The following is a 13697-nucleotide window of genomic DNA, read 5'->3' as shown; positions in this document are numbered from 1 at the left end:
TTCAATCTTTGGATTTCTGGTTTAGCGGATTAGAACCTTTTTTCTTTTCTGAAGGCGGTGTCTCAAAAATGGCAGTTATCGGCCATAGTTCACAATTAGTTTTAGGAGTACAATCAAAATCTAAAACACTCATGATCGAAAAATTTCTGATCTATTCCTCTCTGATTTTCTTAATTAAAATCATTCTTTAACTTTGTAATGCTTAATCTTTAATTAGAAATTTCTTCTTTTCAGGAGAGACAAAGAGAATTAACTGAGAGATCTAAATCTAAAATAACCAAAAATGATTATTCTACACGCAGATACCAATCATCCTATATTGCTTAAAAAACTTGCTGAAGCCGGGCACCACAACATCGAGGCTTACGATCAAAGCAGGGAAGAAACTTTGGAAAATCAGCATTTATATGACGGGATAGTAATAAGGAGCAGGTATACGATAGATAAAGAATTTATAGACGCAGCACCAAATTTAAAATTTATTGCCAGGGTAGGCGCCGGACTTGAAAATATAGATGTTCCTTATGCTGAAAAAAACGGAATAACGCTTTTTTCTGCGCCCGAAGGAAATATGAATGCCGTGGGAGAACATACACTGGGAATGTTACTTTCCCTTTTCAATAAGCTGAATAAAGCCGATAAAGAAGTGAAAGAGGGGCTGTGGCACCGGGAGGAAAACCGGGGGATAGAATTGGATGGTAGAACAGTGGGAATTATAGGTTATGGAAATATGGGCAAATCCTTTGCCAAAAAACTCAGGGGTTTTGATGCTGAGGTTCTTTGTTATGATATTAAGGAAAATGTAGCCGATCAAAATGCGAGGCAGGTAAGTCTGGAGGAATTTTGTGAAAAGGTAGATGTGGTTAGCCTGCATACTCCATGGACAGAGAAAACTCACCAAATGGTCAATAAAGAATTTGTTGGGAAATTCAGGAAACCATTCTGGTTTATTAATACCGCACGAGGCAAAAATGTGGTGACTGAAGATTTAGTGGCCGCTATTAAAGACGGTCGAATTCTTGGTGCCGGACTGGATGTGCTGGAATATGAAAAAGCCTCTTTTGAAAGTCTTTTTGCCAATAAGAAAAGTGTGGCAATAAGTGCAGCAGAGCCATTACCGGAAGCTATGCGGGAATTAATGTTCCTTCCAAAGGTAATACTTAGTCCGCACGTTGCCGGATGGACGGTGGAATCTCACGAGCGGCTGGCAAGTGTTATTGCTTCAAAAATCACATCGAAATTCGGAGTAGGGGAGAAACAGAAAGAAGAAGCCTGAAAATTGCCATTTTGTACCACTACCTTTTTTTATATTAATGTGGGTCAGGTTGAGCCTGTCGAAACCTCATCTCGGGTTTCAGAATTTTATTTTGAGAAGAGGAACGGGAGCTAGTCTGAAAAACATTTTTTACAAGCTCAATGTGACAGAGTTAATAAACAGTAACAAAAAAACCTCCCGGATTTTGTTAATCCGGGAGGTTTTTTTGTCTATTTCAGAATAGATCAGCGCAACTTATTAGCCTAATTTGCTCAATTCAATCATTGCAGATTTAATAGATTCTTCACCTTCAATGGCTTCAAAAGACATATTTTTCGCTAATGGATCTGCAAGACTCATCACCAATAAAAAAGCAACATCATCCCGGGAGATTTCTCCCTGCTCATTAAGCTTTTCAGCAAGTTTTACTTTGGCAAGACCCATATCATCAGTAAGAGCCCCCGGCTGTACAATAGTGTAAGGGATTCCGCCTTCTCTTAAATGATCATCTGCAGTTTTTTTAGCCTTTAGATAGTGCTCAAGATCTCCGAATTTCTCGGGAGTATCTGTGCCCATTGCGCTTAGCATCACGAATTTCTTGACATTGGCATTTTTAGCAGCATCTATAAGTTTTATTGCTCCATCCTGGTCTACTGCCGTAGTTTTTTCGGGACCGGTATGCCCACCAGATCCGGCTGCAAAAATCACTTTATCTATTCCCTGCATTGTATGGCTCACATCTTCTTCAAGATCTGCAAGTATGCTTTCTACTTCCATATCTTCAAAAATCTGCTTTTGCTCTTCTTTTCTAATTAATGCCACAGGGGAAAAATTTTCTGTATTTTTAAGTATTTCAACAATTCTTTTTCCTGTTTGGCCGTTAGCTCCGGCTATAAGTATATTTTCCATTTTTATTCAATTTTTTTGTGCCTGTTAAGGTAATAATCAAAAGGCGGGACTCCTAAGTGAAAGCCTGGAATAACATGAAATTAACAAGTCCTGAATACTTCTTATTTCTTCGAATTCAAGTCCTGTTCCAATTCCTTCTGTAGTTCTTCCATCACTGGTTTTACAGTACTTTCAGGGAGGTCTGCGATACGAATATACATCAATCCATCTACGGCATTGTTAAACAGTGGATCTACGTTAAATGCGACAACCCTTGCGTTCTGCTTAATGTACTTTTTAATTAAAACCGGAAGACGCAGACTTTCAGGCTCAATTTCATCAATTATTTTATCGAATTTATTGAGATCTGCCTGGCTGGAGTCGAAAACAAGGTCTTTATCATCATCTTTCAGCTTTACTTTAAACTCCTTTTTCGGCTTTACATATTGGGCTATAGAAGAATCGTAGTAATGGGATCTCATAAACTCGATCATCAACGATTTAGAAAAATTCGAAAATTTATTGCTGATGCTTACTCCGCCAATAAGATAATTATGTTCTGGAAAACGTAAAGTGCAATGCACAATGCCCTTCCAAAGCAGGAATAAAGGCATTGGTTTTTGTTGATATTCTTTGGTAATAAAGGCGCGGCCCATCTCTATAGACTGGCTCATCATCTCGTGCAATTCGGGCTCAAACCTAAAAAGATCCTGAAGGTAAAATCCGCTTATTCCGTATTTCTTAAATATTTCGGCACCCATTCCCATACGGTATGCCCCGGCAATCTTTTTAGCTTCATTGTCCCAAAGAAAAAGATGATAATAATAATCATCGAATTTATCCAGATCTGTAGCATTGTTTGTGCCCTCGCCAATTGCGCGAAAGGTGATTTCTCTTAAACGGCCAATTTCTTTTAAAATATTTGGAACGATTTCTTTTTTGGCCAGGAAAACTTCATAATTTTTGCTTATCAAAAGCCTTTTATCAAGTTTTCTGCAGGTTTCTACCTCGCTCTCCATTAGCGCCTCGTTTGTTTCTATCGCTATTTTCTTCGGAACTTTTGGTAGCTTCAGGGTTTTCGGGATTTTATCGAAAATGTTCTTTTTTTCAAAAACATTCGCCAGCATATAGGTTTTTCTGCGTAAAAAAGCAGTAAAAGCTTCAATATTGGTATGCTGCACCTGGTCTTCTACAGAAATAGGATTGCCAATACGAACCCTGATTTTCCTTTTTTTCTGGGAAAGCATTTCGCTGGGCAGTTTCGCGGTGCGCAGGATGTCGCTCATCGAGGCCAGCCTGTAAAAAAAAGTGCTGTTCTTGGCGTGAAAATAAATTGGAATTACCGGAACTTTTGCCTTCTGAATAAGTCGCATTGCCGAAGGTTCCCAAGGTTTGTCCACGATCATGCGCGGGTCCCGGTAAGTAGAAACTTCTCCTGCGGGAAATATTCCCAAAGGATTTCCTTCGCGTAAATGTGCGATAGCCGCTTTAATTCCGCTCACACTGGACTTAGCTTCCTTGTGGTTTTCAAAAGGATTTACAGGCATAATGTACGGCCGCAAAGGATCCAGGCGGTGCAAAAGAAAATTGGCAATAATCTTATAATCGGGACGTTGGCTGAGCAGGATTTTCATCAGTATCATTCCGTCAATTCCGCCTAGCGGATGATTGGAAATGGTGATAAAAGGGCCGGTTCTTGGGATCCTTTTCAGATCCTTTTCGGGAATATCAAAATCTATTTCAAAACCTTTAAGGATGGAGTCTATAAATTCTGTCCCTTCCAGGTTTTTCCTTTTTTCGTATTCTTTGTTAAGGCGTGAAAGCCTGGTGATTCTAAGAATAACCCATCCAAGCGAAGTACCCAGAAATCCAAGTTTCTCGAAATTCATGACTTTGGCGACTTCCCTGGAATTTACAATACCCATATCAAAAAAATTATCTTTCTAAATATAATTATTTAGATGCTGTTTCCTACTCTGCAGTAACCATCTGTACGGTATTCTGGGTAACTTGTTTTAAAAGTACTTCTTTATCTTTTTCCAAAGTTTTTACGGCTGCATCTGTAAAATGCCGAATAGTATATAACGAGACTCCGGTAGTAAAACTTACTTTATATCTTGCCTTTAAATGCTGAATAAGTTTTTCCAGATTTTTGAATTTATTGTCCACACAAACTGAAAAGCTAATTGCAGAATTCTGAATAAGATCTACCTTCATCTGATATTGGTGAAAAAGCCTGAAAATTTCACTAATGTTTTCTTCTACCATAAATGAAAAATCCAGCGAAGAAAGGGAAATCAACACCTGATTTTTCTTTACTATAAAACAAGGAATCAACGGAATAATATTTTGTCCCTTGCTCACCGCGGTCCCGGGATCATTGGGGTTTAAAAAGGATTTTACGTACAGCGGGATTTCCTTGCGCTGTAGCGGCTGCAGGGTTTTTGGATGAATTACAGATGCGCCGTAAAATGCGAGTTCAATGGCTTCTTCATAAGAAATTTGCTCCAGCAACTGCGTCTTTTGGAAAATCCTGGGATCCCCGTTTAAAACTCCGGGTACATCTTTCCAGATAATCACACTTTCGGCATTTAAGCAATAAGCGAAAATTGCAGCTGTATAATCGCTCCCCTCCCGTCCCAAAGTAGTGGTGAAATTATTAGGATCTGAAGCTATAAATCCTTGTGTGAGATTTACTTGATCTTTTTTAATTTTCTGTTTGATTTCTTCCTGGGTTTCTTCCCAGTTTACCTGAGCGTCCCGGTAAGTAGCATCGGTCTTTATTAAGGTGCGGGCATCCAGCCAGTTATTAGAAATCCCTGAAATTTTTAGAAATTCACTTACAATGGTGGTCGAGATCAATTCGCCATAACTTACTACCTGGTCGTAAACAAAATCGTACTTGCTGGATTTGTTATGAGCTAGAAAGTTTTCCAGATCGATAAAAAACTCCTCAATCTTTTTATATACTGAAGCAGTTTGATTCGGAAATAATTCTGTTACAATTTCCTGGTGATATTCCTTTACAACGGAGAGTTTAGGCCGATAATTGCCATTTTTGAGGTATGCCTCTACAACTTCTTCCAGGGAATTGGTTGTTTTTCCCATGGCAGAAATCACCACAAGTTTGCTGCTGTTTCCTGATTTTTGTAAAACGTGGTAGACGTTTTGAACTCCTTTGGCATCCTTTACAGAAGCTCCTCCAAATTTGAAAACTTTCATTTTCTTTTTTTGAGGTTTTTCCTGATTCCGGTTTCGCCCATATGCACGGTATACCAGTTTTTCTTAATGTCGGCACCGGTATTTTCGTAGAATTCGATCGCGTTTTTATTTCCTTCAGAAACTACCCATTCTACCCTTTTTACACCATTTTCATGACCGTATTCCACAACCCTCTGGTAAAGTGCTCCGCCCAGTCCGGTTCCTCTCATAGATTCCCGCACAATAAGATCTTCCAGGTGCACGGTTCTTCCTTTCCAGGTAGAAAACCTGAAATATACCAGTGCCATTCCTTCAATTTTCCCGTCTACATCTGCGACAAAACATTTAAAATTGCCATTTTCGAAGCCCTCTTTTTCGAGATCTTCTACTCCAATTTCAACTTCACCCGGGGATTTTTCGTAAGCGGCGAGTTCTTTAATTAACTCAAGAACTGCAGCCATATCTTCTTTTCGGGCTTCGCGTATTTTATAGTCCATAATTATTGGCGGTTTTACACAAAAGTAGGAATAGATTTTTAGAGAAGACAGATAATCAGCTTAGTTTCCGGCGCTTTTGCTTAAAAACTTTTTCATTCCGCCTTCGTCCATTTGCACCGTCCACCAATCCCGAAATACAGTTGCCCCGCTGCGCTCGTAGAAATCTACAGCGTTTTTATTCCAGTCCAGCACCACCCATTCTGTACGTTTTACACCTTCTTCTTCTGCAAAAGCAATTACTTTACTGTAAAGAGCGCTTCCCAGCCCTTTTCCGCGGTATTTTTCCCTCACAATTAGATCTTCGAGGTGAACCGTCTTTCCTTTCCAGGTAGAATATCTAAAATACAGCAAAGCCATTCCTTGAATTTTGCCTTCAACTTCTGCTACAAAACAGGTAAACAGCGGATTTTCACAAAAACCATCACGTTTAAGATCTTCAACATCTATAATTACTGCTTCAGGTTCTTTTTCAAAAATTGCCAGTTCGTTTATTAACTCCAGCACCTGTGGCATATCTTCTTTGGTGGCCTCGCGAACGGTAAATTTCATAAAATTTCATTTAGGTTTTCAAAAAAAAAGCAGTTCCTGAAATGCTACAGGCCGAAAATTGTCATTTTTTAGGCATGACTTTTTTTGCCACTGTAAAAGCATCAGCATCCTTATTTTCTTCCGAAGAAAAGACGATGAATTTAAATAGCACTGAAATGGTTGCTCTTATTTTTTATTCAGAAGATAATGATAATCCTCAAAATCAATTTGTCCGCTAAAAATCTGAATAGATCTTTTTATAATCCCTTCAGAAACTTGACTGGAAAAGCCCAGGCCAATAGCGTACTTTTTCAGTAAAACTGTTTCTTCTTTATCCATTTCATGATCTGCGTAGATAATCTTAAAAAGATCATGCAGCCGTTCCAGTCTTTGCTCTACACTGTTATAGGCGATAACGGGAAAAGAATTGGGATTTTCTATCACTTTCTCGTATTCCTCCTGATCGATATCCAGTTTTTTTGCGAAGCGCTTGAGCATAGCTTCTTCTTTCTGATTAATTTCTCCGTCGCTTGCCGCTAAATTTACAATAGCTGCAAAATGACTTAGGTTGCGCAAGTGCTCTCCCGAGCCGAATAAATCTGAAAATGACATCTCTAAAGTTTTTAAACAAATATAAATAAAGGCATAATTCTTTTCCTGAAAATTATTTTAAAAGCCACAGGGAACATTCGCTAATGTTTTCTTAATCGCTTTTTTTAAGCTTTCATTTTAAGTAATTTCATCATTAGCCCATGAAAAATTCAGCTACACCTTTACTTGCTTTCAATAAAAAAGGAATTTACTGTGCCGCGGCAGATGTTTATCTGGACCCCTGGAAGCCGGTGGAAAAGGCAATTATTTCCCATGGACATGCAGACCATTCCCGCTGGGGCCACAAAAAGTATATTACACATCACACCAATGTGCCAATTATCAGGCACAGGCTGGGTGATATAGAAGTTTCAGGCAAAGAATGGAACGAGACATTTACGATCAATAATGTGAAATTTTCACTGCATCCTGCGGGACATATTATTGGTTCTTCCCAAATTCGGGTGGAGCACAAGGGGGAAGTCTGGGTGTTTACCGGGGATTATAAAGTAGAAGATGATGGCGTTGCGGTTCCTTATGAATTGGTGAAATGTAACACTTTTATTACCGAATGTACTTTTGGTTTGCCTGCATTTAAGTGGCAGCCCCAGCAGGAAGTTTTCGAAGAAATTAATAACTGGTGGGAGCAAAACCGGGGTGAAGGCAGGACCTCAGTTTTATTCGGATATTCCCTCGGAAAAGCACAAAGATTGCTGAAACATCTTAACCCTGAAATTGGAAAAATTTATACCCATGGTGCGATAGAGAATATGACTGAAGTCGTGCGTCCACTTTGTGATTTTCCTGAAACTACCAGGATTACCCGCGAAACGAAAAAGGAAGAATTAAAAGGAAATATGGTGCTTGCGCCGCCAAGTGCTCATGGTTCCCCGTGGATCAAAAAGATGGTCCCGTACGTTACAGGTTCGGCCAGTGGCTGGATGACCTTTAGAGGCGCCCGAAGGAGGAGAGCTATAGATAAAGGCTTTGTACTTTCAGACCATTGCGACTGGCAGGGTTTGCTGACTTCCATTGAAGCAACAGGCTGTGAAAAAGTAATTTGCACCCATGGATATACGGATATTTTTTCACGATACCTCTGTGAAAAAGGTTACGATGCGAGGACCGAAGAAACACAGTATGAAGGCGAAGCGGGAGAACAGGAAGCTAAGAAAGAACAGGAAGATTAAGTCCGGAGAAAACCAACAATGAGACGATTTGCTGAACTTATAAAAAAACTGGATAGCACCAATAAAACCAGTCTCAAAGTAGAGGCGCTAACAGAATATTTTAAAGCGGCTCCAGACAAGGACAAGGTTTGGGCAATTGCGATTCTATCCCATCGCCGGCCGCCACGGCCAGTGAATACTACGCTCATGCGAAGCTGGGCCTCAGAATTGGCAAATATCCCGCTCTGGCTTTTTGAAGAATCCTATCATATTGTAGGTGACCTGGCAGAAACTATTGCGCTTGTGATTCCGCCGGCAGAAGATCCTTCAGAAAAAAGTCTGAATCAGTATCTGCAGGAAATTATAGATCTAAAACCAAAGTCTGAGATAGAAAAGAAAGAATATCTTTTTACAAATTGGCTCGCTCTCAATTACTACGAGCGCTTTGTTTTTACCAAATTAATAACAGGTAGTTTCAGGATTGGAGTGAGTCAGAAGTTGATGACACGAGCATTGGCCAAAGCCACAGAAATAGATGAAGATATTCTTGCCTATAAATTAATGGGAAACTGGGAGCCGGCAACGACCTCTTTCACAAAATTAATTCTTGAAGAAAATGAGGAAGATTACCTCTCAAAACCATATCCGTTTTACCTGGCGTATGCCATAGAAGGTGAACCTGGGGATTTGGGCGATGTCTCAGAATGGAGTGCAGAGCATAAATGGGACGGCATCCGTTCGCAGGCCATTGTTAGAAATGGCGAATTGTTCGTGTGGAGCCGGGGCGAAGAACTGGTTACCGATAAGTACCCGGAATTCCAGGCAATGGTCGAAAAAATTCCTGACGGAACCGTGATAGATGCCGAAATCCTTCCTTATTCTGAAGGGGGAATCGGCACTTTTAATGATTTACAAACCCGAATTGGCCGAAAGACTGTTTCCAAAAACCTGCTGAAGAAAACTCCGGTGATCCTGAAGGCTTACGATATTTTGGAGTGGCAAGGAAAGGATATACGAAAATTGCCATTTTCGGAACGTCGCTTTATTTTGGAAAAACTCTATGCTGAAGTTGCTGCGGAAGATTTTCCGTTGCATTTATCTGAAACCATAAACTTCAACACCTGGAAAGAAGCCGCCGCCGAAAGGGAAAGAGCCAGGGAAGAAAAATCTGAAGGATTAATGCTAAAGCGGCTTGATTCACCATACCTGGTGGGCAGAAAAAAAGGAGATTGGTGGAAATGGAAGGTCGATCCGCTTACAATAGATGCTGTGCTCACTTACGCAATGCGTGGCCATGGTCGCAGGAGTAATCTTTTTACAGATTATACTTTTGCGCTTTGGGACAGGGAGAAAGAAGAACTGGTAACTTTTGCAAAAGCATATTCGGGGTTAACAGATGCTGAATTCCGCAAACTGGATGCGTGGATTAAGAAAAATACGCTGGAACGTTTTGGCCCGGTGCGAAGTGTAACTCCGCATCACGTCTTCGAAATTGCTTTTGAAGGGATAGCAGAATCTAAAAGGCATAAAAGCGGAGTTGCAACAAGATTTCCAAGGATGCTGAGGTGGCGAACCGATAAAAAAATTGAAGAAGCAAACACTCTGGAAGATTTGAAGGCATTAATTCCCTGACCTGCTGCAGGGGATAATGAATAATTTTAGGAAGAAGTAAAGACCACCCCGTCCTTCGGCCACCCTTCCTTGAAAAGGAGGGGAGCTATTTAGCAGAATCCCAAAAAGCTCCTTCCCTTTTTTCAAGGGAAGGTGGATTAATCAGCGGGAGCTGATTAGGACGGAAAGTTTTAAAACCACAATTATGAAACAACCAATCCACAACAAAAAGTACCTGGAAACCTTCAGGAAAACGTTGAGGAATAATTCAACTGCTGCCGAATCATTCTTGTGGAAGCAGTTGCAGAACAGAAAACTGGACGGCAGAAAATTCCGAAGGCAACATAGCATTCATAAGTATATTGTAGATTTTTACTGTGCAGAAGAAAAATTAATAATTGAACTGGATGGACAAATCCATAACAACGCAGCTGCAGAAGAAAAGGATATTAAAAGAACAGAAATATTAGAAAGCCTGGGGTTTACAGTTATCCGATTTGAAAATAAAATGGTATTTGATTTTTTGCCTTCTGTGTTGCAGGAGATAAAGGATAATTTTAGGAGGGAATAAAAACCACCCCGACCTTCGGCCACCCCTCCTTGAAAAGGAGGGGAGCTATAAAAAAAGCTCCTTGTTTTGTAGGTAATAGGTAAAGTGGGATAATTAGCGGGAGCTTGATTGTAATGGAAACTTTGAAGGTACTTTAGAAAAGAAATGACCATCCCTCCATGAAAAGGAGGAGCTATAAAAAATCTGAAGGTAAACAGGATTATCAGCTGAAAGCTGATTTGGTAGGAGAATCAAAAAGAGCTCCTTCCCTTTTTTCAAGGGAAGGTGAATTAATCAGCGGGAGCTGATTAAGACGGAAGGGTTAAAAAACATGAATAAAACTCAACTCATAAAATTAGCAGAATCCTGGTTTTCCAAACAGAACTGGAGAGCTTTTCCTTTTCAGAAACAAACATGGAATGCCTATCTCAAGGGCGAAAATGGACTTTTAAATGCCCCCACCGGGAGCGGAAAAACCTATGCGCTTTGGATTCCGATCGTCCTGGAATACATAAAGAAGAATCCCGACTACAAAGAGAAGCACAAAAAAGGGCTGAAAGCGATCTGGATAACTCCGCTACGTGCTCTTTCTGTAGAAATTGAGCAGTCGGCGCAGCGCTTTGCTGAAGAAATGGGAACAAATTTTACTGTGGGTATTAGAACCGGTGATACTCCGCAAAAAATAAGGGCAGCACAAAAAAGGTCGATGCCAGATCTGCTCATTACCACCCCTGAGAGTCTGCAGTTGCTCCTTTCCTCCAAAAATTACGGCAAAATTTTTAAAAATTTAAATGCTGTGGTTGTAGATGAGTGGCATGAACTGCTGGGCACAAAGAGAGGAGTGCAGGTAGAATTAGCCCTTTCCCGCTTAAAAACCGTTTCTAAGCAACTGAAAATCTGGGGAATTTCAGCAACTATAGGAAACCTTCAGCAGGCACGGGAAGTTTTGTTGGGACCAGAATCTGAAGCTTTCAAAAATTCCATATTAATAAAAGCGAACCTGGATAAAAAGATCACAGTAAGATCTGTAATTCCGGAGAAAATGGAAAAATTCCCCTGGCGCGGACATTTGGGACTTCATCTAATTGATGAGGTGGTGCCGATTATCAAAAACTCACGTACCACGCTCCTTTTCACAAATACAAGATCACAATGTGAAATCTGGTTTCAGAAACTAATCAATAAATATCCCGAATTTGCAGGAGATGTGGCGATGCACCATGGGAGTATTAACAGGGAAACCAGGTTGTGGGTCGAGCAGGCAATTAGAAATGAAAGTCTAAAGGCCGTGGTTTGTACTTCCAGCCTGGATTTGGGTGTAGATTTTGCTCCGGTAGAAACCATAGTACAGATTGGCGGGCCTAAAGGAGTCGCAAGATTCCTGCAAAGGGCGGGTAGAAGTGGTCACCAGCCGGGAAAGGAAAGTGTTATTTATTTTTTGCCTACACACGCGATAGAACTTATTGAAGCTTCAGCTTTGCAAAAGGCGGCAAAGAAGACAGCGGTGGAAGATCGTATTCCGTACCTGCTCAGTTTTGATGTGCTGGTGCAGTACCTTACCACTCTGGCCGTGTCTGACGGATTCCTTCCGAAGGATATTTATCCTGAAATAAAATCCACTTTTTGCTTCCAGTCCATTACTGAAGATGAATGGCGCTGGATCCTGAATTTTATTACCAAAGGAAGTCAGAGCCTGCAGGCTTACGACGAATATAAAAAAGTTGAAATTGAAGAGGATGGCAAATTTAAGGTAAGCGATAGAGGTGTTGCCATGCGACACCGTTTGCAGATAGGCACCATTGTTAGCGATGCGATGCTTAGCGTAAAATACGTTACGGGTGGATATATAGGAACTATTGAAGAGTGGTTTATATCTAAACTTAATCCTGGCGATGTTTTCACGTTTGCCGGCAGAAATCTGGAACTGGTGCGGATTAAAAGCATGCAGGTACAGGTAAAGAGATCCAGCAAAAAAACTTCAAAAATCCCTAGCTGGATGGGTGGAAGGATGACATTTTCAGCACAAATGAGTGAATTGCTCCGGCAGGAAATGTATGAAGCCGCGGCTTCAGTTTCACAAGGGACAGATTCCGTAGAGCTTAAGGCGTTAAAACCGATCCTGGAAAGACAGCAGAAAGAATCTATTGTACCCGATAATGGTCAATTTTTAATAGAGACTTTTAAAACAAGAGAGGGCTATCACGCTATTTTTTACCCTTTTGAAGGTCGCTTTGTTCATGAAGCGCTGGCCAGTTTGCTGGCCTACAGGATCAGTCTTTTATCACCCATTTCATTTTCTATCGCTTATAATGACTATGGTTTTGAGCTGCTTTCTGATCAGGAAATAAACATGCAGCAAGTTTTGGATAATGACCTTTTTTCTGCGGAATTTCTTATGGATGATCTTTATAAGAGCTTAAATGCTACCGAAATGGCACGAAGAAAATTCCGTGATATCGCTGTTATAGCAGGATTGGTTTTTGCGGGTTATCCTAACAAAATGATTAAAAATAAGCATCTTCAGTCCAGCTCTCAGCTTCTTTTTAGTGTTTTTAAAGATTATGAAGATGATAATCTACTTTATCAACAATCCTTCAGGGAAACTTTTGAACATCAACTTGAAGAAGGCAGGTTGAGGTTGGCTTTGGAGAGGATAGCTTCTCAGAAGGTTATATGGAAAAATTGCGAAAAACCCACACCGTTCTCCTTTCCAATTATTACAGACCGGCTTCGGGAAAAGTTATCTTCAGAAAAAGTAGAAGACAGGATCAGGAAAATGCTGAAGCAGCTGGAGAAATAATTATTCTTTTAATTTTTTATTTACATAATCCCTGACCAATTCTGTAGTTACACCAAAAAGAACATGCGCAAAAAGCTCGTTTGCCTGTAAGCGAAGGGGGATTTCTGTAGGACTCTCCTTTAATCCAAGTAGCGGAAAAGATGTTTCGTGAGTGGATGCCCAAGTAGAGCTACCGAGAATTACACCATCCCTAATGTTTAATTTATCTTTTTTCTTTTTTCCGTAGCCATAAGCCGCGCCAATACTTACCCCAACAGGGAAATTTACGAGTTGTTCTGCCAGGGCTTCATTATGTACACTTATTGGACTTCCTGTAATTTTAGTGGAAAGCTCATCCACAATTTTAATTTGTGCAGATCGCTGCTCAACCTTTCTTACTTTGAGAAATTTTTCTACCAGGCCTTTTACTGCTGTTCCTGCCAACCCTCCAATAGCCCCTGCGATTAGACTGCGACTTGTGCTGGAAGAGAAAGTGTCTCGTTGAAAAAATGAAGTAGTATCTTGATTGGAATTCATAAACTATAAATTTTTGGAAGAATAAAGCTATTTATTAGCATGCTTTTCTGCAATGATTTAACAATGAATTGGGAGCGATTTTTTTAATTTT

13 protein-coding genes are annotated in these 13697 nt (G+C 40.3%); 5 read left to right on the top strand and 8 right to left on the bottom strand.

Annotated elements, in window-relative coordinates; all coding sequences use genetic code 11:
* Nucleotide 1: 1 nt before the first annotated feature.
* Entirely contained in the window at nt 2-133 is a 132-nt protein-coding gene (locus RM549_RS13365; protein WP_311685646.1) for a hypothetical protein, read from the bottom strand.
* Nucleotides 134-283: 150 nt separating this feature from the next.
* On the opposite strand from RM549_RS13365, the gene RM549_RS13360 reads away from it, so the two are divergent.
* Complete coding sequence (locus RM549_RS13360; RefSeq protein WP_311685644.1) at nt 284-1276, top strand: 2-hydroxyacid dehydrogenase; 993 nt, start codon at nt 284-286, stop codon at nt 1274-1276.
* A 237-nt stretch (nt 1277-1513) separates the two neighbouring features.
* On the opposite strand, the gene RM549_RS13355 is transcribed toward RM549_RS13360, so the two are convergent.
* From RM549_RS13355 to RM549_RS13330, 6 genes are all read right to left on the bottom strand, one after another.
* A complete protein-coding gene (locus tag RM549_RS13355; protein WP_311685643.1) occupies nt 1514-2164 on the bottom strand; it encodes an SDR family oxidoreductase in 651 nt (216 codons plus the stop codon).
* A gap of 101 nt (nt 2165-2265) precedes the next feature.
* Nucleotides 2266-4068 carry a GNAT family N-acyltransferase gene (locus tag RM549_RS13350; RefSeq protein ID WP_311685641.1) on the bottom strand — a complete coding sequence of 601 codons (1803 nt, stop codon included), beginning with the start codon at nt 4066-4068 and terminating at the stop codon, nt 2266-2268.
* A gap of 46 nt (nt 4069-4114) precedes the next feature.
* Entirely contained in the window at nt 4115-5365 is a 1251-nt protein-coding gene (locus RM549_RS13345) for an aspartate kinase (RefSeq protein WP_311685639.1), read from the bottom strand.
* A complete protein-coding gene (locus RM549_RS13340) occupies nt 5362-5841 on the bottom strand; it encodes a GNAT family N-acetyltransferase (protein WP_311685637.1) in 480 nt (159 codons plus the stop codon). Before RM549_RS13340 ends, RM549_RS13345 begins: the two co-directional genes overlap by 4 nt.
* A 60-nt stretch (nt 5842-5901) precedes the next feature.
* On the bottom strand, nt 5902-6390 hold the full coding sequence (locus tag RM549_RS13335; RefSeq protein WP_311685635.1) for a GNAT family N-acetyltransferase: 489 nt from the start codon (nt 6388-6390) through the stop codon (nt 5902-5904).
* Between the two features lie 165 nt (nt 6391-6555).
* Nucleotides 6556-6981 (bottom strand): TerB family tellurite resistance protein, encoded by a 426-nt coding sequence (locus tag RM549_RS13330; protein ID WP_311685633.1) that lies wholly within the window; start codon nt 6979-6981, stop codon nt 6556-6558.
* 140 nt (nt 6982-7121) lie between these two features.
* Between RM549_RS13330 and RM549_RS13325 the strand changes: the two genes are divergently transcribed.
* The 4 genes from RM549_RS13325 (at nt 7122) to RM549_RS13310 (ending at nt 13090) form a co-directional block, all read left to right on the top strand.
* Entirely contained in the window at nt 7122-8150 is a 1029-nt protein-coding gene (locus tag RM549_RS13325; protein ID WP_311685631.1) for a ligase-associated DNA damage response exonuclease, read from the top strand.
* Between the two features lie 18 nt (nt 8151-8168).
* On the top strand, nt 8169-9761 hold the full coding sequence (locus RM549_RS13320; protein ID WP_311685629.1) for an ATP-dependent DNA ligase: 1593 nt from the start codon (nt 8169-8171) through the stop codon (nt 9759-9761).
* Nucleotides 9762-9945: 184 nt separating this feature from the next.
* Nucleotides 9946-10311, top strand: a complete 366-nt coding sequence (locus tag RM549_RS13315; protein ID WP_311685627.1) for an endonuclease domain-containing protein — start codon at nt 9946-9948, stop codon at nt 10309-10311.
* A gap of 310 nt (nt 10312-10621) precedes the next feature.
* The gene (locus RM549_RS13310; RefSeq protein ID WP_311685625.1) at nt 10622-13090 is read left to right on the top strand and encodes a ligase-associated DNA damage response DEXH box helicase; all 2469 of its coding nucleotides are present in this window, start codon (nt 10622-10624) and stop codon (nt 13088-13090) included.
* Here RM549_RS13310 and RM549_RS13305 read toward each other — a convergent pair whose 3' ends face one another.
* The gene (locus RM549_RS13305) at nt 13091-13606 is read right to left on the bottom strand and encodes a DUF1440 domain-containing protein (RefSeq protein ID WP_311685623.1); all 516 of its coding nucleotides are present in this window, start codon (nt 13604-13606) and stop codon (nt 13091-13093) included.
* Between the last annotated feature and the right edge of the window lie 91 nt (nt 13607-13697).

Source organism: Autumnicola patrickiae, from assembly GCF_031846525.1.
In the GTDB taxonomy this organism is placed as follows: domain Bacteria; phylum Bacteroidota; class Bacteroidia; order Flavobacteriales; family Flavobacteriaceae; genus Autumnicola; species Autumnicola patrickiae.
Note: the sequence above shows the minus strand (reverse complement) of the source record. Positions and strands in the feature narration are given on the sequence as shown.